The organism is Arthrobacter sp. 05T45, assembly GCF_056395875.1.
Genome location: NZ_JBFTKI010000017.1, coordinates 67,336 through 88,830 on the forward strand (window position 1 = coordinate 67,336; position 21,495 = coordinate 88,830).

Annotated in this window: 17 protein-coding genes; 8 read left to right on the plus strand and 9 right to left on the minus strand. The window is 64.8% G+C overall.

The genetic code is table 11. The features are described from left to right. Positions 1–142: 142 nt before the first annotated feature. Together AC1DGD_RS15495 and AC1DGD_RS15500 are read right to left on the minus strand one after the other, a co-directional pair. Complete coding sequence (locus AC1DGD_RS15495; protein ID WP_476857397.1) at positions 143–856, minus strand: SDR family oxidoreductase; 714 nt, start codon at positions 854–856, stop codon at positions 143–145. Between the two features lie 67 nt (positions 857–923). Further along, entirely contained in the window at positions 924–1,997 is a 1,074-nt protein-coding gene (locus AC1DGD_RS15500) for an alkene reductase (RefSeq protein ID WP_476857398.1), read from the minus strand. Between the two features lie 170 nt (positions 1,998–2,167). On the opposite strand from AC1DGD_RS15500, the gene AC1DGD_RS15505 reads away from it, so the two are divergent. After that, entirely contained in the window at positions 2,168–2,770 is a 603-nt protein-coding gene (locus AC1DGD_RS15505) for a TetR/AcrR family transcriptional regulator (RefSeq protein ID WP_476857399.1), read from the plus strand. Between the two features lie 253 nt (positions 2,771–3,023). On the opposite strand, the gene AC1DGD_RS15510 is transcribed toward AC1DGD_RS15505, so the two are convergent. The 4 genes from AC1DGD_RS15510 to AC1DGD_RS15525 form a co-directional block, all read right to left on the minus strand. Next, on the minus strand, positions 3,024–3,917 hold the full coding sequence (locus AC1DGD_RS15510; RefSeq protein ID WP_476857400.1) for a response regulator: 894 nt from the start codon (positions 3,915–3,917) through the stop codon (positions 3,024–3,026). A 286-nt stretch (positions 3,918–4,203) separates the two neighbouring features. Beyond that, positions 4,204–4,656 (minus strand): SRPBCC family protein, encoded by a 453-nt coding sequence (locus AC1DGD_RS15515; RefSeq protein WP_476857401.1) that lies wholly within the window; start codon positions 4,654–4,656, stop codon positions 4,204–4,206. A 529-nt stretch (positions 4,657–5,185) separates the two neighbouring features. Continuing rightward, positions 5,186–5,545, minus strand: a complete 360-nt coding sequence (locus AC1DGD_RS15520) for a PLDc N-terminal domain-containing protein (RefSeq protein ID WP_476857419.1) — start codon at positions 5,543–5,545, stop codon at positions 5,186–5,188. 123 nt (positions 5,546–5,668) lie between these two features. Further along, positions 5,669–6,115 carry a hypothetical protein gene (locus tag AC1DGD_RS15525; protein WP_476857402.1) on the minus strand — a complete coding sequence of 149 codons (447 nt, stop codon included), beginning with the start codon at positions 6,113–6,115 and terminating at the stop codon, positions 5,669–5,671. 423 nt (positions 6,116–6,538) lie between these two features. Here AC1DGD_RS15525 and AC1DGD_RS15530 point away from each other — a divergent pair, with 423 nt between their 5' ends. From AC1DGD_RS15530 to AC1DGD_RS15540, 3 genes are all read left to right on the plus strand, one after another. Next, positions 6,539–6,985 (plus strand): DUF1003 domain-containing protein, encoded by a 447-nt coding sequence (locus tag AC1DGD_RS15530; RefSeq protein ID WP_476857403.1) that lies wholly within the window; start codon positions 6,539–6,541, stop codon positions 6,983–6,985. Between the two features lie 248 nt (positions 6,986–7,233). After that, positions 7,234–10,518, plus strand: a complete 3,285-nt coding sequence (locus AC1DGD_RS15535; protein ID WP_476857404.1) for a BTAD domain-containing putative transcriptional regulator — start codon at positions 7,234–7,236, stop codon at positions 10,516–10,518. 75 nt (positions 10,519–10,593) lie between these two features. Then, positions 10,594–12,000 (plus strand): FAD-binding oxidoreductase, encoded by a 1,407-nt coding sequence (locus AC1DGD_RS15540; RefSeq protein ID WP_476857405.1) that lies wholly within the window; start codon positions 10,594–10,596, stop codon positions 11,998–12,000. A gap of 646 nt (positions 12,001–12,646) precedes the next feature. On the opposite strand, the gene AC1DGD_RS15545 is transcribed toward AC1DGD_RS15540, so the two are convergent. Continuing rightward, positions 12,647–13,054, minus strand: coding sequence for a hypothetical protein (locus tag AC1DGD_RS15545; protein WP_476857406.1), 408 nt, complete (start codon positions 13,052–13,054; stop codon positions 12,647–12,649). A gap of 283 nt (positions 13,055–13,337) precedes the next feature. Beyond that, positions 13,338–13,538: a hypothetical protein gene (locus AC1DGD_RS15550; RefSeq protein ID WP_476857407.1), complete on the minus strand. Its 201-nt coding sequence runs from the start codon at positions 13,536–13,538 to the stop codon at positions 13,338–13,340. A 919-nt stretch (positions 13,539–14,457) separates the two neighbouring features. On the opposite strand from AC1DGD_RS15550, the gene AC1DGD_RS15555 reads away from it, so the two are divergent. After that, positions 14,458–14,814, plus strand: a complete 357-nt coding sequence (locus tag AC1DGD_RS15555; RefSeq protein ID WP_476857408.1) for a hypothetical protein — start codon at positions 14,458–14,460, stop codon at positions 14,812–14,814. Between the two features lie 770 nt (positions 14,815–15,584). Here AC1DGD_RS15555 and AC1DGD_RS15560 read toward each other — a convergent pair. Continuing rightward, positions 15,585–17,999, minus strand: a complete 2,415-nt coding sequence (locus AC1DGD_RS15560) for an HAD-IC family P-type ATPase (protein WP_476857409.1) — start codon at positions 17,997–17,999, stop codon at positions 15,585–15,587. Positions 18,000–19,162: 1,163 nt separating this feature from the next. On the opposite strand from AC1DGD_RS15560, the gene AC1DGD_RS15565 reads away from it, so the two are divergent. The 3 genes from AC1DGD_RS15565 to AC1DGD_RS15575 all read left to right on the plus strand — a co-directional run bounded on the left by AC1DGD_RS15565 (position 19,163) and on the right by AC1DGD_RS15575 (position 21,492). Further along, positions 19,163–19,768, plus strand: a complete 606-nt coding sequence (locus AC1DGD_RS15565) for a helix-turn-helix domain-containing protein (protein WP_476857410.1) — start codon at positions 19,163–19,165, stop codon at positions 19,766–19,768. A 7-nt stretch (positions 19,769–19,775) separates the two neighbouring features. Beyond that, positions 19,776–20,504, plus strand: a complete 729-nt coding sequence (locus AC1DGD_RS15570; protein WP_476857411.1) for a B3/B4 domain-containing protein — start codon at positions 19,776–19,778, stop codon at positions 20,502–20,504. A gap of 70 nt (positions 20,505–20,574) precedes the next feature. Next, positions 20,575–21,492 carry an EamA family transporter gene (locus tag AC1DGD_RS15575; protein WP_476851188.1) on the plus strand — a complete coding sequence of 306 codons (918 nt, stop codon included), beginning with the start codon at positions 20,575–20,577 and terminating at the stop codon, positions 21,490–21,492. The last annotated feature ends 3 nt before the right edge of the window (positions 21,493–21,495 follow it).

Genomic DNA, 21,495 nt, shown 5'->3' on the forward strand with positions numbered 1-21,495 from the left:
GTCCGTGAATACGGGCGGGCACAGCCATTGGCGTGACTATCCCGGCATGTGACGTGAAGGCCAAGGCACCAGGCGATCGATTCGGGCGGGAGTGGTGCCACCGCGCTCACTTTTGGTGAACGCGGTGGCACCGGTTGTTCCCTTATGCGTTCGTCGCCGCCAACTGCGGGTAGACCGCTTCGAGCGGTGCGCTGAGTCCGGCCTTGAGCTGGACAGACGTGTCGTCGGCGAGGACCTCGTACTGCCCTGCCTCGGTGGCGTCGAACACGGTGCGCACCAGCACGGCCGGGTCGAGCTTCGGGTCGGTGGCATGCGCGGCCATCGCGGTGTCGACGTATGCGACATGGACGCCGACGACGTGCACGCCGGCGGGGGCGAGTTCGAGGCGGAGGGAGTTAGTCGCGGACCAGAGGGCGGCTTTGGTCGCGCTGTAGATGCCGGCGACGGCGTACCAGCTCAGGGCCGAGTGGATGTCGATGATCATCGCTCCGTCCTTCACCGACAAGACCGGGGCGAACGCGCGGGCGACGAAGAGGGGCCCGAGAAAGTTCGTCTCGACGTTCCTGCGGATCTCCTCGTCCGTGTGGGTGAGGATCCCGGCACTGGAGACCGACGCGCCGGCGTTGTTGATCAGCACGGTCACATCCGGTGCCGCCTCGACCGCCGCCTGGATGGAGGCGGAGTCGGTGACGTCCAAGGCGAGCGGAACGATGCGCTCGTCGTTCCAAGTGCGGGGGGTGCGGGCGGAGGCATAAACCTTTGCAGCTCCCCGGGCGAGTGCTTCGTGCACGAACTGCGTGCCGATTCCGCCGTTGGCTCCGGTGACGAGGACGACTGCTCCGTTGAGTGAGGGCATGGCTGTTTCTTCTTTCTGATCGGTACGGGGTAGGTAAAGTCGGTGGCGTGCGACCTGCGGCAGACGATTAGGCGTGCGCCAAGGCCGGATAGTCGGTGTACCCGGCCGCGCCGCCGCCATACAGGGTTGCCGGGTCCACCTCGTTCAGTGGCGCACCGGTGCGCAGGCGCTTAACAATGTCGGGGTTCGCCAGGGCGAAGCGGCCCAGCGGCGCGATGTCCGCGAGCCCGGCGTTGATGTCGTCGGCAATCTGCTCGCGGTCGCGCCCATAGCGGACGACGAGGATGGCCGCAGGCCACGCGTCGCGGAAGGACCGCAGCAGTTCGTCGTCACCGAGGTGGTGTACGTGCAGGTACGCAAGGTCCAGTGTGGCGAGTTCGCCGACCAGGTGGCGGTACTGTGTCCGGACGTCGGCGGGGTCCCCTTCATTGATTCCGCCCAGCGGGAACGCCGGTGAGATGCGGATGCCGGTCCGGTCTGCCCCGATCTCCTCGGCCACCGCGCGGGCGACCGCGACGACGAACCGGGACCGGTTCTCCACGGATCCGCCGTATTCGTCCGTGCGGTGGTTCGAGTTTGGCGAGAGGAACTGGTGGAGCAGGTACCCGTTTGCGCTGTGGATCTCCACGCCGTCCGCTCCCGCTGCGATAGCGGAGGCTGCGGCGTGGCGGAACCCGGCGATGGTGGCCTGGATGTCTTCGGCAGTCAGCTCACGCGGCACCGGCGTCTTCTGCGGGCCCGTTGGAGTGAACATGTCCTGCTCGGACGAGATCGCCGACGGGCCCACGGGCTGACGGTGGTGCGGGGTGTTATCCGGGTGCGACATCCGGCCGACGTGCATCAGTTGGATGAACAGGGCCCCGCCGCGTGCATGCACCGTGTCGGCGATCTTTCGCCATCCCTCGATGTGTTCAGGAGTGTAGATGCCGGGGGTGTTCAGATAGCCCTGGCCATCCTCGGACGGCTGCGTGCCCTCGGTGATGATCAGCCCGAGCGAGGCGCGTTGGCCGTAGTACTCCGCGGCCAGTTCCCCGGGGGTGCCATCAGGGTTTGCGCGGCTCCGGGTCAGCGGGGCCAGCGCGAGCCGGTGCGGCAGCTCCACATTGCCGAGGGTGAAGGGTTGCCAGAGGGAGGAAGTCATGTGTGCGGTCCTTTGCGTCGCGGGGTAATAGCGCCACCACTCTGCCGGGGCGGAACACTGGGGTTCGGCCCGTGCGTGGGAGAATGAACGAAGGAACATTCGAACCCACACAGTAGTGACTACACTCATAACTGAGTGCAGTCAGAATCTATTCCGGAGGATCCATTACCATGTCTCTCGCCTCCCAGCCGGTCGGACGGCGCGAGCGGAACAAGCAGCAGAAGCTGGACCGCATCACGGCCGCGGCAAGCGAGCTGCTGGCCGAGCACGGCATCGAGGATGTCACGACCCAGCAGATCGCCGACAAGGCGGACATAGGCACCGGGACCCTGTTCCTTTACGCGAAGACCAAAGGCGAACTCCTCCTCCTGGTGCAGAACGCACACTACGCCGAAGCGCTTCAGCAAGGTCGGGCTGATGCCGAAACCACCCCGGATATCCTCGATGCGGTGCTGGCAATCGTACGGCGGATCGTGGAATGCAACCGCGTCCAGGTCGACAACGGACGCACGTACCTGCGGGAAATGGTCTTCGGTGATCCCACGGAGCCCCGTCACGCTGAGGCCCTCTCCATCGTCGCGGAGACCGAGGAGGCCATCGCTGCCGTCCTGGTCAGGCAGGAGCCGGCTCGTGCGCACGATGCCGCTACGACGGCCCGCATCGTCAGCGCCATCATGTTCCTCAGCATGGCAGCGACCGTGAATGCCGCATTGAGCATCGACGAGATTGTTCAGGACATCCGGACACAGGTCGGCGTACTGCTGTCTCACTGACGCAATCAAGTGCTCGCGCCAACGCCCGGTGTCCACCAATTGCCTGGGGTCGTGGACCGGCAGAAGAACGGCCACCGCTGCTGCACTGAATGCGCAGCCGGACTCTCTCAGCGGACGAGGGGGCACCGTGCGGTTCCAGGCAAATGATTTTAGACGCCGGACTTCCAGTTAGGCGTTGCCCTCAGCACCCCGCAAACCCGCCGAATCTTCTGTGTGCTGGAGCCGGGCGCGCGGTTCGCGGCATTCCGGGTTCTTAAGTCCGGCCGGGCAGCAGGTGGGGTCCCATCCGATCGGTCCGGGTCGCCAGGAGTGCGTCGGTAAGCCGCCGGACGTCCCTTGCCCGCACTTCGTCTGTGGGTGGCACGGTGCAGGACTCGCTGGTGCAGGTCAGCAGCGCTGCCGTGACCTCCGCGATCAGAGCCGGGGATGGGCTAAACCGGTATCCGCCGTCGGCAGGGTCGTTAGAAGAATTCAGCGCCCTGGTGATGAACACGGCGGCCTGCGTCCTGCTCGCCATGCCGAGTTTCCTCAGAATGGTTGAGGTCAGATTCTTCACGGTCTTTTCCGCCAGCGACATTTCCTGGCTGATCTGGCGGTTGGTCAGCCCTCTCCCCAGTCGGATGGCGGTATTCATTTCCTGTCTCGTAAGGGTCAGGAGTCTCCTATCCAGGGACTGGGTTGCGTGCCCGACGAGCGGGGTAACGAGCGCGGTCCGGAACCGGCCGCTGTACGCGGTGTGCCCGGCCAGGGCACGGCGGATGAGCCTGAGCTGTTCGCAGCTGCCGTCCTGTTTGGACAGGCACCCCCATGCGCCGGCCAGAATCGAGTCGATCAGCACGACTTCGTTGGCATCTCCGGTCATCAGGAGGCACCGGATGGTCGGGTCCGCCGCAGCGATGGCCCGGCATACGTCGGCACCTGAACCGTCCGGGAGATCATCGTCAAGGATGACCAGCTCCGGGCGGAGGGCAGGGATTCGCCGGAACGCCCGGTGCGCGGATCCTGATTCTCCGGCGATGCTGAGACCTTCGGACTCCAGCAGATGGCGCAGGCCCCGTCTCACGACCTCGTGGTCGTCCAGCAGATAGAGGCCCCGGCCGGCCAAAGGGGGCGGCGGGTGGATTTCCGGTTCAGCCATCATCGCCATTACGTTCCTTCGCTTTTAAGGCACCGAAGGCGTGCTGGATGATCCCGTCCGGTCCCCATCCAGCGTGCATCCATGCGCACACTGCCCGACGGGCCCCACACTAAACCGATAGGGCCGACCCAACAAGGGCCCGCGGGGGTGGATCCGTGGCTTTTCTGAACGTGTTCTGCAGACAACCGGTGTCGTAACCTCAGAGCGCCACTAGTGCTCCGTCGGGGAGTATGGCCCAGAGCACGCTCGGGCGGCGTCGGGCGCTCTTGGACGCTGCGCGCTTCTCCGATGGCGCTCATGATCCCGTGGTTCGAACGTGTCGGCCGAGGATTTCGGCGCGTTTCCTGACCGCGCTAACGTAATCGGTGAAAGCCTGCTGCGTGTCGGACGCAAACTCCCGGAGCAGCAGCCCGCAAAGCGGGCCAGTGAACTCTTCTCTTACGAGCAGGTGCGTCATGCCGCCCAGCGGTTCAAGCGTGAAGGTGCGCACCCCGGTGAGCAGGCCCAGAGGCAGGCCCTGGGTCCAGGTCATCACCTCGCCGGGCATCTGCTGGACGCGCAGCCGGAAGGTGCGCTCCCCTCCGGTGTGGGTTCGGATTCTGATGGTGCCACCGTTGCGCAACTCGCCCCTGATGTGCGTGATGCCGGATTCCCAGACGGTGAAGTTCCGTGCATCGGTGATGACGTCCCAGACGGTGGAGCTTCGGGCTTTGATCAGTGTCTCGGCACCGACCGAGTGCCTGGCCATGCTGTGACCCTGGCCGAGAGGGCGCCGGGTTGTGGGCACCTGGTCTGTAGACATCAGCCCGCAACCCAAGGCATTGGCCGCGGGACCGGACTGCCGACGCGACCAGCCAGGCATCGGCAGGCTCCACGGCCGATAGCGCCGGCAAGGGACAGCGCCGCGTTCTGGACGGCCATGACACCGCAGCCCTCCGCGGCCGGCAGATCGTGCATCACCAGCACGACGCTCCCTACTGATTCTTCAGACAAGGGGTTCTCCTTTTCTAAACGGAGTGACAGCCGGATAGTAGCCCGGCTTCCTGTGGGCAGCCAGAGAGTCCACTGATCGGGTTATGCCTCGCAGCCTCGGCCGGTCCGAACCGCCTGCGGGAACGCCCTCGACGGCTGGCAACCGGCCACCGTGCCGCCCAATGGCATGGAGCGACAGTCTGGAGGTTGCGCAGAAGGACACCGCACCCTGGTCGAGGACTAAGACACCACCTCGTCCATGGTCATTGCATCTGCTGCCACGCGGTGCTGGGTCGATGGCGCTCTCAGACCAGAGCCTTGGTCTTGATTCTTTCGAATTCATCAGCGCTGATTGTTCCGGAGTCCCGAAGAGCCGTGGCTTTGGAGATCTCGTCGCTCGGACTCGGTGCAGCGACGCTGCGGATGTAAGCATCCGAGGCCTCCCGGTTCTCCTGGGCCCGTGCCATGGACCGCTCCGTCATGCCCTTACCGCGGGCAATCACGTAGACCAGCACACCCAACAAGGGCACGAAGACCAGGAAGAGGATCCAGACGGCTTTCCACCAACCGCTCAGCATGTCGTCGCGGAACAAGTCGCCGATGACGGCGAACAACGCCCAGAGGAAGGCGATGAACGCGTAAACGAGGAAGAACCACCAGAAAATATCCCAAAAGTTTTCCCAGAAACTCGTGTCAACTTCCCTGCTTTCTGTAGGAGCGGAGTGGGTAGGGAATGCAGCCGGGCAGGACTGAGGCTAGCTGCAGACCTGCCCGGAGGGGCCTTGAGGTCAGCATTTAGTCGCCGTTTGGAGGTCACTGACCGCGGCCTGGACGTTGGCGGCGTCGTCCCGCAGGGAGGCGGCCGCCTGAGTAAGGGTGGCATCATCCGGGACGGCTCTGACGGCTGCGTCGAACTTGTTTTCGGCCGTCTTAACTGCGTCCATTTCGTCTTTGGCTACATCCTGGCTGGCCTTGACCAGGTCGTCGTAGGTCTTCGCGACCTGTTCCCGTGCCGATTTGATCTGTTCTATCGTGGCACCAGGTTTAAGTGTCTGTTTGAAATTTGTCAGGGATCCGGCGAAGGCACTGGCAGCAGCGCAGGCCTGCGAAACGTTCTTCTCCGCTCTGGCGCTGCTGACACTGGTGCCGGGGCTGGACGTGCCGCAACCCGTGAGCAGTACGATGGCTGCCCCGGCTGCGATCGATCCGGCGAGGATCGGGTGTGGTCTGGACACTGGAGGCCCCTTTCCGAAATGAAATGCGGCAGGGAACCCTGCCGCACGCAAGTCCGACCATTGTCTACCCGTAACGCGGGCGTGGGCCTCATCCGGGGAAGGTGATACGTAGCGGCAGAACCACGAGTTCACCGGACTCGAGATGGCCTCCACTACCAACCGGATTGAAGGCGGCACGAACGCCCAACTCAGACTTATGCTCCACAGCCACCGGGGCATGAGCGAAGAGCACCAAAAGCGAGCCATCCCGAGGTAGGACTCGAACTGCATTCCCTCCATTTCGTCCCGGCAGCTGAGCACCAGTCCCGGAGTCACCGCCACGGGGCAGGTGCCGGGAGATCCGACGGCACCGGAGGGCTAGGACTCATGGCGCAGACTAACGGAGAAGCAGGTCCCAGCCGTCGGGTCTGGTTAGGGTGGAGGATGACCGGAGAACCGAACACCTGGCACGACAAGCACAAGGCTTCCCTCACCCGCGGGCAGCAGGCCGCGGACCTCATGCGAAACGGGATGGGGAGCTGGCCTTTCGTGGGAGGTTTCATCGCCTTCATGCTGGTCTGGGCCGCCGTAAACACCTGGGCGCTGGCGACCCATGCCTGGGATCCGTACCCCTACATCCTTCTTAACCTCTTTCTGTCCATGCTGGCCGGTCTGCAAGGAGCAATTCTGCTCATCGCCGCCAAACGCCAGGATGCCATCGCAGGGGCCATGGCCCAGCATGACTACACTACGAACCTGAAGTCCAAGGAAGAGATCGATCTCCTGATGGACATTAACCGCCAGCAGTTGGAGATTCTCCGCGAACTTCAGCAACTCACAGAACACGGACCAAACGAAAGCAGCCTTTCAACTAGCGCCCGCCCGGCCTAAAAGATGAACCGATACCGGCAGCCGGCAACCCTGGCTAACGGCTCAGGCGTTCCGCAAAGAGGTGCCCCGTAAAACGGCAGCGAAGCCTCCCGTAAGCGGGCCCCCGACGTGCCACACCCCGGGCAGTGACCTGCGGTGCCGTTGTCATGAGTTGTCTGATGGGGCGCTCACAGAGTGCGCCAAGGCAGCGCGCGTGTGGAAATTTCGTTGTTCGACAACCCCGGTTGGCGGGCGGATACTGAAGAACCATGAAGCCTACCCAAAGCGGGTTGCGCATCCAGCTTCTCGGCTCGTTCATCGTGTACGTCAACGGGAACGCCGTCGAGAACAGCCACTGGCGGCTGCAGAAGGCAAAGGCCGTGGTGGCAATGCTGGCGCTGGCGCGTGGTCAGCGTAACCGTCGCGAGCAGGTACTGGACCGCCTGTGGCCTGACATGGAGCCGGTGGCCGCCGCACGGAATCTGCATCAGACCCTGTACGTCGCTCGCCGTGCGCTCGCTAGCGCTGGAGCCGGCAACGACGGGCTGCTCGCCATCCGCGGTGAAGTGGTCGTGCTGGATGACACTGGCCCGGTCGATGTCGATGTCCTGCAGTTCGAGCGTTCGGCCGTGGCAGCGTTGGCTGCAGGTGTCGAGGCCGGCCTGCGCGATGCGGCCGACTTGTACACTGGTGATCTTCTGCCGGAACTGCCGGATGCGGACTGGCTGACGACACGCCGCGATGAGCTCCGGGAAATCCATCGCGAGGTACTGGTGAAACTGGCGTCCACGGTGGCGCAACGCGCACCGGAGGAAGCGTTGGTCATCCTCACCCATGCGCTCGAATCCGATCCCGTCCACGAGGGAGCCGTGCGCGCGCAGATGGTGGTGCTGGCTGGGATGGGCCGGCGGTCGGAAGCATTGGCACGATATGAGCGGCTGGTCGACGAACTCCTCGACGCGTTCGGGACCGACCCGGACACCCGGACGGTGGAACTGTTTCGCGAATTGTTGACCGGCTCGCCGCCCGAGGAACGCCTCCACGAGCCCGCCGGAGTGACCGGCAAAGACGATGCCATCGGCTATCTGCCATCCCCGTTGACGAGCTTCATCGGGCGCGAGCGTGAGCTCGTTGACGTCGAGCGGCTGATGGGCCATGCTCGCCTGCTCACCCTCACCGGGGCTGGCGGCAGCGGCAAGACCAGACTGGCCTTGGAGGCCGCGAAGACAGTTCGTCCTGAGTACGTGGACGGAGTCTGGTTCGTTGACCTCGCGGCCGTTGGGGAGTCGCTGCTGGTGGCCGATGCCGTAGCCGAGGTCCTCGGGTTGGATTCCGGCGCTGCACCAAGCCGCGTGCAAGCGCTGGTCGACCAACTGCGGCGACGCTCGCTGCTCCTCGTGCTGGACAACTGCGAACACTTGCTCGCGGCCTGTGCGCAACTCGTCGTCGCGCTACTTGACGGATCCCCTGGGGTTAAAGTGCTGGCCACCAGCCGGGAGCCACTCCATGCCGACGGGGAGTACACCTACCGGGTGCCGTCATTGCCCCTGCCCCTGCCCCTGCCCCTGCCCTCGCCCCTGCCGACTGACGCTCTGGACCTGGCCGTGCTGGGCCGTCTGCCCTCTGTCCGGCTTTTCGTTGAGCGGGCAGCGCAGGTCCGGCCGGGTTTCGCGCTCGACGCCGACAACGCGCAGGGGGTGACAGAGTTGTGCCGACGGCTCGACGGGATGCCGCTGGCTCTCGAATTGGCCGCGGCCAGGACGGCCGTACTCGAACCCGCCGAGATCGTCCAGGGATTGGGCGATGCTTTGTCCATGCTCGGCGGGGGAACCAGCGGCGTCACACGGCACCAGACGCTGCGTGGCACCTTGGAATGGAGCCACGAACTGCTCACCAAACCGGAGCAGGTTCTGCTGCGCCGGCTGTCTGTGTTCGCGGGTGGTTTCACCCTCGACGCTGTGGCAGCAGTCTGCGCTGACGCGCCCCTCCAGCAGGTCGAACTGCTCGACCTGTTGGCCAAGCTGGTGGACAAGTCTTTGGTGGTCACCGAAAGGAGGGGCGCCGGGACCCGATACCGGCAATTGGAGACGGTCCGCCAGTTTGGCCAAGAGAATCTCGATCATGCAGGTGAGGCGGCTCAACTGGCGGCTGCGCATTGCGCCTACTTCCTTGCCGTCGCCGAATCCCACAATCCCGAACGGGCCACCGGGGTGGTCATCGAACAGCCGAAGTTGCTCGACCGCGAGCACGACAACCTGCGCGCTGCGCTGCGCTGGTCGTGCGCCCACGAGCCCGGGACCGCGCTCCGGCTCGCGGCCAGCCTGTGGCGGTTCTGGTTCCTCCGCGGTCACGCGGTCGAGGGAGCACGTTGGGTGGAGCGTGCCTTGGCGGTGGCTCCCGACCCGACCCGGCCGCGCGCGGCTGCCCTGATCGGCCTGACCGGGCTGGACAGCCGGCAGGGCCGTGGCGATCGGCATCGGGCGCTCGGCGCGGAGGCCCTGGCAATTATGCGGGAGATCGGCAACCCCGACGAGGTGACGATGGCCCGGCTCATTGAGACCTCGCTCGCCTGGAGCACTTTCGACCTGGACGAGGCCGAACAGCTGGCGGCCGACGTGCACACCGAGGCAGTCGAGGGTGGCAGACCCGAACATTGCGCAGCCAGCAGTTGGCTGCTCGGCCAGTGCGCGTTGTCCCGGGAGGACGGACCACTCGCCGCCCGTCACCTAAACACCTGCCTGAGCGAACTCGCGCAGTCTGAGACCAGCACTCCACCCTTCCTGCCGGTGATCACGCCCAGCCTGCAACTGGTCCCGATCGCCGGACGGTTGGTGCCCTGCGTCGAGGAAACCCTGCTGTTGGGCCGGCGGGTCGGCGTCATCCAAGCCAAAGGCTACGTGCTGTCCGCGATCGGCTACGCGGCCAGGCTTTCGAGAGACACGCAGTCTGCGATATCCGTCATCACGGATGCAGCCGAACATTTCGCCGAGTTAGGAGATGACCTGGCCAGGGCGCAAACACTCCACCAACTTGGCTGCATTCTGCGCGACTGTGGCGACCACAGTGCGGCCGATGAGGCCCTGTCCTTGGCGCGGGAGCTTCGGCTCGGTCTGGGCGACCGACGCGGCGAGCTGCTGACCGAGATTAATATCGCCCTGCTCCGCGCCATGGGTGGTGATATCGACCGCGGCCTGACAGACGCTCGGCGTTGCCTTTCAGGGTTCGAGTCCGCGGGAGATCAGGTGGGAATGGGCGCCACGCTGACCATTCTCGGTGCCGCCGAACTGATCTCCGGGGAGGTCCGGGCAGCGCGGGAAATGTACAGGCAGGCAGCGGAAAAAGTCGCCCCATGGCGGCGACACACTGGCTGGCAACGGTTGATGGTGGCAGAGCTATCCAACGAGCTCGGCGACCCACATCGGGCGGCCCGAGAAATTGACAAGGCTGGGGAAATTTTCGACCGAACGAAATGCCTCATCGCCGGTCAGCGGCTGGCCGCACTGCGTAGGCGGGACCCGGATGATGATGTTGAGACGGCGTTGAGTGCTCGTTGAGTACGGTTCACTAGCGTGATTCCTGGATCTGACAAATAGATCTGACCAACCAACAGCAATCAGGAGGAACGCATCGTGACAACGACGCAGACTGGGCCGACCCGTATCGGCGAGGCCACCATCGCCGAGTTCGCCGCCGGGCTGCGCGGCACGGTCGTCAGGCCAGGGGACGCGGACTACGACCACGAACGCAGCATCTGGAACGGGGCCCACGACCGGCGCCCGACGCTCATCGCACGCTGTGCGGGTGTGGCAGACGTGATCCGCACGGTCGATCTCGCGCGCAGCGAGGGGTTGCCGTTGTCGGTTCGCGGCGGTGGACATTCGATCCCCGGGTTTTCCACCGTCGACGACGGTATCGTGCTGGACCTTTCGCTGATGAAGGGGGTCCAGGTGGACCCTGCCCGCCGCCGCGTGGCGGCACAGGCAGGGTGTACCTGGAAGGACCTGGATGCAGAGACCCAGCAATTCGGGCTTGCGGTGACCGGTGGCCTGGTGTCCTCAACCGGCATCGCCGGCTTCACCACCGGCGGCGGCATCGGCTGGCTCGTGCGCAAGCACGGGCTGGCCAGCGACAACCTGGTCGGCGCCGACGTCGTCACTGCTGACGGGCAGTTTATTCACGCCAGTGCCGATGAGCACCCCGATCTGTTCTGGGGGCTGCGCGGCGGCGGCGGCAATTTCGGTGTGGTGACGTCCTTCGAGTATCAATTGCACGAAGTGGGGCCCATGGTCCTTTCCGGCCTGGTTTTCTACCCCGCAGAAGAAGCGGAGCAGGTGTTGCGCGGCTATCGGGCGGCCTGCGCGGCGGCCCCCGATGAGCTGACCACGCTGGTCAACATGACCATGGCGCCGCCGGTCCCGTTCCTGCCAGAATCAGTGCACGGCAAGCCGGTCATCGCTGTGGGAGGGTGCTGGTCCGGCGATCTAGATGCCGGCGAGGCTGCCACCGCACCCTTCCGGTCATTGGGCACGGTCATCGCCGATGTGTTCACGGCCAACCCGTACGCGGGATGGCAGCAGGCGCTCGATCCGCTGTACCCGCGGGGCGTGCACAACTATTTCCGCTCGGCATTTCTGCGCGCCGCCGACGACGCGTCCGTGCGCGTGCTGCTGGACTCGTTTGCGGCATTGCCCAGCGCCATGACGCAGATTCACCTGCACCACCTTGGCGGCGCGGTCGGCCGGGTTCCTGCCGAAGCAACGGCCTTCGCACTCCGCGACCAGGAATTCATCGTCAATGTTGTTGCGCGCACGCCGACAGCGGAAGGCTTCGCGGATGTCGTCGAATGGGCCCGGGGCGTGACGTCTGCGCTCGGTCCGGATGTGACGGCCTACGTGAATTTCACAGGTGAAGCGAATACGGCGCTCGTCCGGGCGTCGTACCCGGCGGATACATACCGGCGGCTCGTGGAACTGAAAAACGAATACGACTCCACCAATCTATTCCGGTTGAACCAGAACATCGCCCCCACGGTGTGACAGCACTGCCTGCGCCAGAGGCACCTCGGATGGGTCCGCTGCACCCAGCAAACCCCTTACCTGAAGTTGCGTGAGTTGAGGCAGGAAGATCCCTGGGTTTCCGGGGGTCTTCCTGCCCGTCTCGTGGGAAGCAGGCAAGGAGCGAGCCACAAAGCAGCAACGGCAGGAAACTCACTCCGGTGTGGACAACGTACACACCCCTCTTGGCCGGACAAACGGGAACCAGCCTTCCCCCACGCCACCGGTAAGCCCGCATTCCGGAGAAAAACATCTTCAAGAAATCCCCGCAGGTCATGTCGTCAGTAGGACCCCACGGCATGAATAGGTATTAGGCCAACCACAGCCACCAAAACAACTCGGAAAGGAGACCCGGATGACCCACCCCCCTCGAACGAGGGGAAACACAGCGCCCGAGGTGGGACTCGAACTGCATTCCCTCCCCCGCACACACTGGACTCCCCGGACATGCGGAATCCGGCCCGGTTCGAAGGCCGAAGTGTGGACAAAGTACACATTCCCAAATTGCCCAGTTCAAAGCATCGCAGCCACGTGCCGCCCCCAAGAAGTGAAGAGCGCACTCCAGGCGATCTGGGCATCACACACCTGAATTCAGACGACCCACGCGCGCACGTCTTGATGGCCTCGATTAAGCTGATGCGCTCTCGTCGGCCCGTCTGAACACCCGTCGCACGCCGCCTCGCGCGAGCATGAGAACGATGATCACTGCAGTCACTTGAAAGAAGCCACCGAGACGGACAGCGTCGCCGAATACCAGGTCAACCAGTCCGAGCACCATGAACTTGCTCCCCGGCAGCACCAGCAACAGGGTGAACGCGCTGACAATTCGAACCCGCCGAGTATCGGCCGACCGGATCCGCGCAACGATTTTCTTCTTCGCCCACAGCACGACTTCAAGGACGACCTTCAGCAGGATCGCCGTCAAGAGCGCCAACAGGAATGTTTCGGATATGACGTCGGGAAACAGCTGGATGAACACACCCAGCACCACGAGATAGACCAGCACGTCGACCAGATCTATTGGACGGATCCGCATCCAGCGAGTATATCGACGGCGCCCGGACCGCCCTCTTGCCCGATTAGGATTCCTTCCGCTTCGCTCAGGCCCTGCAAGTGCCCCACCCGCCCCACGCAGACCCAGAGCAGTCCGTTTGCCCGTTCCACGGTCTGCCCCATAAGAGTCGTTCACGCGTGGTCTCGGTCTCTCCGCGACCAGGATGTAACCAAGGTCCGCCGCCCTCGACTCGCGGATCTGGCTCCCAGCTAGGGGTGCCGACCTGTCAATGAGCAGCTGGTCGGCAAGTACTCCCGTTCGTGCTCTACGTGGACGGGGTCTTACGCCGGCCTTCCAGCAGGGCAAGAGTAGCCCAGGATAAAAGCGCTGGGACCAGGATCAGCAGGACGAAAACCCACCACTGGTAGTGGAAGCTCCACAGCAGGACGAGCCCACCCACGACGAGTCCGAGTACAAAGTAGAGCACGAAAAAAACGACCCCTAGACCCATGATGCGTCGATTCATGAGTACATGCTCCCATGAGGAGCAGTACCTTTATGGAAGTAGTGAGCCAGGGAGTTCGGTGGAGGCTCGTTGCGCCACGAAGCGTGCCCGTAAGCCGATCCCTCAGCGGGCGCTGCGATAAGACCCGGCGCTATGGCAGGAACGGCTGCGGGTGCCAGAAGCCACCCCAGCTGCCGCATGGATCCCGCGTGCCAGGCACGAACCCGGGGAAGCCAATGATCGTGATACATCGCCGTCGGTAGGTGTGCCACGGCTAGTCTAGGGGTTCACAATTCTTGGGGGATTGAATGGCTCGGACACACAACGCACCGGTTTTCTCGCCGGGGTGATCCTCGTGTCCGTCGGCTGGATACTCTTCGGCCCGACGAGTATGCTCGCGGCAGCTTCCGATCGACCCCTCTCCCCCAGTCACCCAAATGCGGGGTTGTAGGCTCAGAACATGTCAGCTCATTGGGGGATGCAGACTCAGCGCGGAAGAGTACTGCTTGTTTTGGCCGGACTCGTCCTTGCGCTGGCGGGTTGTACGTACAGTGACCCGCCTGAGCAGACAGTTAGCTCATCGTCCAAAGGGGCAACGGTGCCGCCCCGGTCATTTGAGGAAAACGTTGGTGACGTGGCCCGTTTGCTTGGTGCATCCGTAACGGCCGCTGGTATGCCAACGGAAGCAGAGCCTGCCGGGAAATTGGCCACTGTACTTGCTCCCGGGGACTATGTCGTCACGGCCGCGTGTGCCGGCGGCTACTTCGCCAAGCTGACGATCGTTGAGGGCGATGGGCTTCCGCTGTCAACAGACGTTGACTGCGACGCCACATTCCAGCGATTCCTCAGGCACGCGGGCGGTCCCATCACGATCAGCGCGATCCCGTCGACCGGCAGGCCCGCAGCCGCCGGAGTTGCGATAGGGCCCAACACTGACCCCATGGCTTCAGCGCAACAGGACATGGGCGAATGGTCATCAAAGCAACTGAAACCCGCAGTGCCGGGAGAGCTGGCCGGCTCCGCTGCTTCGAATTCCCCGACCAGCTTCGGAATGTCCGCCAAATCCGGCACTTACGAATTGCAGTTCTTGTGTGAAGGACCCTCCGGGACCGAACTGTCGGTGGCCAGTTGGTCCGGTGTCGAAGTCGTCGCCCCGGTGCAGGTCCATTGCAATGGGAACATCTTCAAAACGACAGTGCAGCTGGGAGCAGGCGCCGACAGAGTCGATTTCAAGATGAACCCAGGAAGCGGTGGCTCGGAGACCCGATACGCCTTCAGGCTCGTTCCGCCCACGTAGCCTCTCCTGTCCGGACGCGTCGACCTCGGCTCGGAGTCTTAGACGCGCTCATGTTGAACCGCCGTGTTCGGACTGCGGTTCCCGGATGGTTCCGCCGAACCCCACCGCGCTGCCGTGCGTTGGGCGAGCGTTCAGACGACCAGGGCGTCGCCTTGGCGCAGTCGTGTGCGGGCTCGACGAAGAGTCTCACCTTACCGGGATCTTCCTGAGCCCTGGGATGGTCAGGTGCCCTGGTAGTCGCCGGAGGCCTGCTCGGGAACTTCCCACTCCCCCTTGGGGGTCCGGAATCCACGCATGAATCCGAACATCAAGTCGGTCATTCCGGCCGGGTCACCGCCGCAACGGACGAAATCTTCCCGTCGGCGCCGGCCTAGCCACGTCGTGTGTCGGACGCCCAAAACCGTGACAAGGGTTGCACCGAACACTGCAGCGGTTAGAAAGATAGGCAATTCAGTGCTGAACCAGGAGGCCAGCAATCCCGCGGAAATTGCTCCAACCCCGATCCACAGAACGAACCCGGTGACTACTGCTCCGCGCAGCGATGCGTTACTGGGACGGTGGATTGGGATGAACTTGGCGGGGTCAACGGGCGTATAGCCGCGCCTGGAGCGGCGTCCGGTTTGTTCGGACATGAAGTTCGTATCCCCTAGATTGTCTGCGCTGACCGGGGACATCCCGACCATTACTCACGAATCATATTCTGGACTATGGCGCCAGTACCGATAATGGACCCCAGTGTCCCGCCTCACGCTAATAACTGATGAGCCCATTTAACCGCTCTTCACCACCGGACCTTGTTGCGGGAAGGCCCGGGCGTGGACCCGGGCCAGGACCTCGACTCCGAGGCCCCCGGCGGCCCCGCACGCCACGGCCGCGAGCAACAACCCGCCGGGTGGCCGGGAAAGCAGGAAGAATTCCTGCACGAGCGGGAGGTTGAGCGAGACCAGCAGGGAGGCGCTCATGGCCAACACCACGGCCAGGCGCGCCGCGTTGAGGGGGCGCGACACGGCCGATAAGATCCACAGTCCGACCATGGACAGCGTCAGCACAGAGGCGCTGCTGACTTGTTCGGACGTGGCCGCGCCGGCCAGCGGCGCGAATGCGTTCAGTGTGAGCAGGGAAGCCGTGACGATCAGTCCGGCAGGGACGGAGAACCATAGGGACCGGCGCAGAAATCCGGGCTGATAGCGGCGCGGGTTCGGCATGAGCGCCAAGAAGAAGGCCGGGATTCCGATCGTCAGGCCGTCCGTGAAGGATAGCTGGCGGGGAAGAAACGGAAACGTCCACTGCAGGAGCCCGAAGGTCACCGCGATGGCGGTCGCATAGACCGTTTTGCTGAGGAAGAGGCTGGAGACCCGCTCAATATTGGCGATGACCTGCCGGCCCTCAGCGAGGACTCCGGGAAGCCGGTCGAAGCGGCCGTCGAGCAACACCAGGCGCGCGACTGCCTTGGTGGCGGGCGCCGCGGAGTCCATGGCGATGCCAAGGTCGGCCGTCTTGAGCGCGAGGGCGTCGTTGACGCCGTCGCCGGTCATGGCCACAGTATGTCCCCGGCGCTGGAGCGCCTCGACCATCGCCCTCTTCTGGGCCGGCGTCACTCGGCCAAACACCGTGTTTGATTCCATCACCTCCTCCAGATGCAGCGGGTCCTCCGGCAGTGAGCGTGCGTCGAAGCCCTCCGTGACTTCCAAACCAACCCTGCGGGCAATGGCGGCAACGGTGCGGGGATCGTCGCCGGAAATGATCTTCAACCCGACCCCTTCGGTCCGGAAGAACTTGAGGGTCTCCCGGGCATCGGAGCGCGGCTTTTCCCGGAAGGTCAGCAGCGCCACAGGGTGGAGCGACGCCGGCAGCTGCTCCACCTTCCCATTGGCTGGCAACTGATCCGCGCCGGCCAGGAGCAGGGTCCGCAGCCCCGATGCGGCCAGTTCGCCGGCCTGGCGCAAGACGTCGCTCTGGCGCGGTACTGCGCCGTCGGGCGCCGGGGTCGACGGCTTCAGACGTGCGGCTGCGTCGTCGCCCTGCACAAGCATCATTTCCGGTGCTCCGAGAATCCAGGTGCCCGCACCGCGGGCGCTCCCGTTGAAGCTGACTCCGCTCCACTTCCGGGCGGAGGAGAACGGCACGGACCGGACGGGTTGAAGGCCGCCGTCATCCTCAAAGGCCGTGCTCAGGCAGCGTGCCGTGGCGTTTGCCTCGGGTTCGGCGCCAAACCATGCGAGGGCCTGCTCCCATCCCGGTTGCGGCGCCAGCGGGTGAACCGCGTCGAAGACCAGTCCTCCTTCTGTGAGAGTTCCGGTCTTGTCCATGCACAGTACGTCTACGCGTGCCAGTCCCTCGACAGCGGCGAGTTCCTGGATCAGTACGTTGTGTTTAGCCAGCCGGAGTCCGCCCACGGCGAAGGCCACGCTCGTCAGCAGCACTAGTCCCAGCGGGACGATCGCGATCATGCTGGCAATGAGTCCCACGAGTGCGGGGGTCCAGGCACCGGTGGAAATGGCGGACTGCCAGCCGCCGCGCGCCTGGATCTCGCCGTTGAGCACGATGAGGGCAACGGGCAGCAGGATCCAGGCGATCCAGCGCATTACACGGTTGAGGCTGTTGCGGATCTCGGAGTTCACCAGTGAGAAGCGTCGCGCATCTGCCGTCAGCCGGCTCGCGAACGACGCCGCTCCGACCCGGACAACCTGGGCGTTGCCGTGGCCGGCCACGACGATCGATCCGGAGAGTACTTCCGTCCCCGCATCCTTACCCACCGGGTCTGCTTCGCCCGTGAGAAGCGATTCGTCCACCTCGAGGCCGGACGACTCCAGTACGGCAGCGTCGGCAGTGACCTGATCCCCGGCCCGCAACACCAGGAGGTCATCTTTTACGACGTCGGCCGTGGCGATGTCGTGGATCTGCCCCTCGCGCAAGACCCGCGCGAGGGGGGCGTTGAGGACAGCCAGCCGGTCCAAGGACTTTTTCGCCCTGTATTCCTCGACGACGCCGATCACGGCATTGCTGACAGCGGCGAGGCCGAACAGGGCATCCCGCCATTGCCCCAGGAACAACAGCAGCAGGAAGCTCGTGCCGACGATTGCGTTGAAGAGCGTGAAGACGTTGGCCCGGAAGATCTGCCACAGGCTCCGGCTAGTGGTGTCCGGCACGCGGTTGGTAAGCCCGCGCTCGACCCGCGTAGCCACCTCCCCCTGCGACAGCCCCTTGGCGGCCGGCCGGCGCCTGGCGGCCTTCCGGTCTTTGGCTGCCGGGGACGCACGCCGATGCAGAAAGGCTCGTCTCTTGCGCCGGCGGTATGCCTTCACCCTCCGATGGTATCCGCCGTAGCGCCACAATGTGACGCACTGCGACGCATACGCCGGTCCCCCACCGCAACACCATCCGCCCGCACTGGCGCTGCGAGAAAATCCGATGCAGATACTGGAGCCTGGAATCGCGCATACCCCGGCCGCAAACTGTCCCGCTCAGGGTGGACAATCCCGACAGTTGCACCCGCGCAGATCATTGGCTGCGTCCGGGTCTGCACCAACGAACAGGACCTGGCAACGCCGCGCAAGGCGCTTACGGGGCTGGGCGACCCCCAAGGGCCTGACCAATGGTGACCACGGCGCGCGGCCGGCAGAAACAAGGATCGGCTGGGATTGAACGAAGCCCTGGGCGCTGTCCGGGCCGGCGGCGCCCTGGTCGTCGCCAAGAGAGGAACCACCCGGCAGCAGCAACGGCCACCAACAAAAATGGGCCCCCGCAAGGGCCCATAAAGGAGATTTGTACACAGTCATACGCTCACAAGCCCCTGAACAGGGAAAACACGTGCCCGAGGTGGGACTCGAACTGCATTCGCTCCCCCAGAAACATTGAGCTCCCCCCGAGACATAAGGAATCCGCGCAGTGAGGTCCGCGATCGACTCTGAGGCGACTCAACGATGGCATGCCAGCGCGAACATCACAGCCGTGAGGGCCGGCGTCCTGGCCCGACGTACTCACACGCGTATACCCGAGATGTCCCGCCGGCTATTGTGCCTCAGAAACCCCCGGCCAGCACCCGCCTGAGACGAATTACGGTGAGACATATTTCCACGACACGAGGCGGGCCAGCACGCTGTCGGTTCCTTCAATCCTCCAGACACGACGGGGTGTCTTGAATGGTGTTGTTTGCCAAGACGGCAGCGGATACGGTCGCTGCCGTGTTTCTCACTGGCGGTCGTCGACAAGAATCCTGCACGGTTCGGTCCTGGTTGGCGGTACGAGGAGCGACGTAGAAGCTCAAGAGGGCCTTTCGGTCAGTCTTTGATGGGGGCCGAACGACGGACAGTAGTCGAGTGCACTATAAGTGCAGTATGATGCACTTATGGATGAGAGTACAACGAGCTTGGCGCTGGCAATCGGCGCCCGAGTTAAGCAGGAGAGGCAGTCGCGGGGCTGGACGCTTGATCAGCTTGCGGAGTCTGCAGGGGTAAGCCGCAGGATGGTCGTCAACGTGGAGCAGGGTGCCGCGAATCCCAGCGTGGGAACTCTGCTGAGGATCAGCGACGCGCTGGGTGTGGGGCTGCCGGCGTTGGTCGAGCCACCTCGACCGAAGCCGGTGAAGGTCACGCGCCGTGGTGAGGGCGCTGCTTTGTGGAGCGGTGAGTACGGCGGCCGCGGGGTGTTGGTGGCCGGCACCGAACCGCCGGACGTGGTTGAACTGTGGGACTGGACGCTGGGTCCCGGCGACCGTCATGTGAGCGAGGCCCACACGTCGGGGACCAAGGAGCTTTTGCAGGTCCAGCAGGGCACGGTCACGGTGGAGGTCGCAGGTCAATTGCTCACCCTCGATGAGGGCGATGCGGTGACGTTCCCGGGCGACGTGGCACACTCTTACGCCAATCCGGGCACGGAGCCGGCGAGGTTCTCCCTGGCCGTCTTCGAGCCGGGCGTGGGGACAGGTCACCGGCCGGAGGCGTCCGATGCTTGAGTCGGGCATGCTTCAGGAATTTCTCGACGGCGGCCATGTTGACGCCGCCGTGTTCGCGCTGCGGCCCGACTACCGGGCTTTGCTGCTGGCCGTTGACGGACTCGTCCCTGGCCCGAGTGACCAGGCCGGAGAGGAGATGCTCCAGGCGGCGGAGTCCGCAGCCCGGGAGCTGCTCAACGGCCGGCCGGTTGAGCAGCTCCCACACGTGGCTGCGTGGCGTGAGGCTTATCAGGGCTTCGGCGCCAAACCGAACCGCACTCGCAACAGCCTGGAGGCGCTCCTGCGCCGGGCGGTGTCCGGGTTGCCCCGGGTGAACCGTCTCACCGACCTCTATAACGCCGTTTCAGTGCTCCACCAGGTCCCGCTGGGTGGGGAGGATCTGACCCGCTACAGCGGTGCGCCGCGGCTGGTTCGAGCCACCGGCAAGGAAGCCTTTGATACCGCCGCCGACGGCGCCACGGTGATCGAGCACCCGGAATCCGGCGAGGTGGTGTGGCGCGATGACGCCGGCGTGACCTGCCGGCGCTGGAACTGGCGCCAGGCACGCCGCACCCAGCTCGGCGAGGAGACCACCTCCGCGCTGTTCATCCTCGACGCGCTCGAACCCATGACCGATGAGGCGCTCCACGCCGCAGCCGAGGACCTGATCGCCCGGCTGACCCTACTGGGTCCCGACGTCGGCGTTGCCCGCCGCCTGATCCCCGCCGGCACGATGACCAATGAAGATGCTCAATGAAGGAGACTGACATGCCCTTCCCCTCCCGGACACGAGCGATCGGTGACCGGCAGGCCCGAAGGGGTCAGCCGTGAGCCAGCGCGTCCCCAAGAATGTCCCCGTTCCGCCGTGGGGGCTGGCCGTGGCGGCCATGCTCTCAGTCCAGCTGAGTTCGGCACTGTCAGTGGATCTGATCGCGGCGGTGGGGCCGGCCGGAACTGCCTGGCTCAGACTCAGTGTGGGGGCGCTCGTCTTCCTGGCCGTTGCCCGACCCCCATTGCGCGCGCTGCGCCGCCCCGACGTCCCCGTGCTACTGGGGCTGGGTGTCGCCACCGGACTGATGACCATCGCGTTTCTCGCCTCCATCGAACGCATCCCGCTCGGCACCGCCGTCGCGATCGAGTTCCTCGGTCCGCTGACTGTCGCCGGGGTGCGCAGCCACAGCGCACGCTCGCTTATCTGGCCAGCCCTGGCGCTGCTGGGCGTCGTCCTTCTGACCGAACCTTGGGCTGGTGAGATCAACCTCGCCGGTATCGGGTTGGCAGGGCTCGCGGCCGTCGGGTGGGCCGTCTACATTGTGCTCACCCAACGGATCGGCGACCGCTTCACGGGCATCGGTGCGCTTTCACTCACCGTTCCCGTCGCAGCTGCCACGGCAGCGGTCGTCGGCATCCCGCAGTCCGCCGGACATCTCAACCTCGGTGTCCTCTCCGTCGCTTTCGGACTGGCCGTCCTGATGCCGGTGCTGCCAATGGCGCTCGAGATGCTCGCCCTGCGCCGGATGACGCCCACGGCGTTCGGTACCCTGATGGCCCTCGAACCCGCCATCGGGGTGCTCCTCGGGCTGCTCGTGCTGCACCAGCAGCCCTCACTCACCCAATTCGGTGGCATCACGCTCGTCGTCCTTGCAGGGGCCGCCGCGCAACGCGGTGGCCGACGGCGACCGCGCTCCCGCGAACACGCCGGCGCCCGCATCGCCCCCGACCTCATCGGCCAAGGGCCAAAGTAAGCG

Coding starts and splice junctions, on each gene's coding strand:
- AC1DGD_RS15510 (WP_476857400.1), bottom strand. CDS start 3,917: ATGGCGATGATGGCTGAACCGGAAATCCACCCGCCGCCCCCTTTGGCC.
- AC1DGD_RS15550 (WP_476857407.1), bottom strand. CDS start 13,538: ATGAATCGACGCATCATGGGTCTAGGGGTCGTTTTTTTCGTGCTCTAC.
- AC1DGD_RS15545 (WP_476857406.1), bottom strand. CDS start 13,054: ATGCGGATCCGTCCAATAGATCTGGTCGACGTGCTGGTCTATCTCGTG.
- AC1DGD_RS15500 (WP_476857398.1), bottom strand. CDS start 1,997: ATGACTTCCTCCCTCTGGCAACCCTTCACCCTCGGCAATGTGGAGCTG.
- AC1DGD_RS15495 (WP_476857397.1), bottom strand. CDS start 856: ATGCCCTCACTCAACGGAGCAGTCGTCCTCGTCACCGGAGCCAACGGC.
- AC1DGD_RS15570 (WP_476857411.1), top strand. CDS start 19,776: ATGCTTCAGGAATTTCTCGACGGCGGCCATGTTGACGCCGCCGTGTTC.
- AC1DGD_RS15515 (WP_476857401.1), bottom strand. CDS start 4,656: ATGGCCAGGCACTCGGTCGGTGCCGAGACACTGATCAAAGCCCGAAGC.
- AC1DGD_RS15555 (WP_476857408.1), top strand. CDS start 14,458: ATGGCTTCAGCGCAACAGGACATGGGCGAATGGTCATCAAAGCAACTG.
- AC1DGD_RS15535 (WP_476857404.1), top strand. CDS start 7,234: ATGAAGCCTACCCAAAGCGGGTTGCGCATCCAGCTTCTCGGCTCGTTC.
- AC1DGD_RS15505 (WP_476857399.1), top strand. CDS start 2,168: ATGTCTCTCGCCTCCCAGCCGGTCGGACGGCGCGAGCGGAACAAGCAG.
- AC1DGD_RS15530 (WP_476857403.1), top strand. CDS start 6,539: ATGACCGGAGAACCGAACACCTGGCACGACAAGCACAAGGCTTCCCTC.
- AC1DGD_RS15565 (WP_476857410.1), top strand. CDS start 19,163: ATGGATGAGAGTACAACGAGCTTGGCGCTGGCAATCGGCGCCCGAGTT.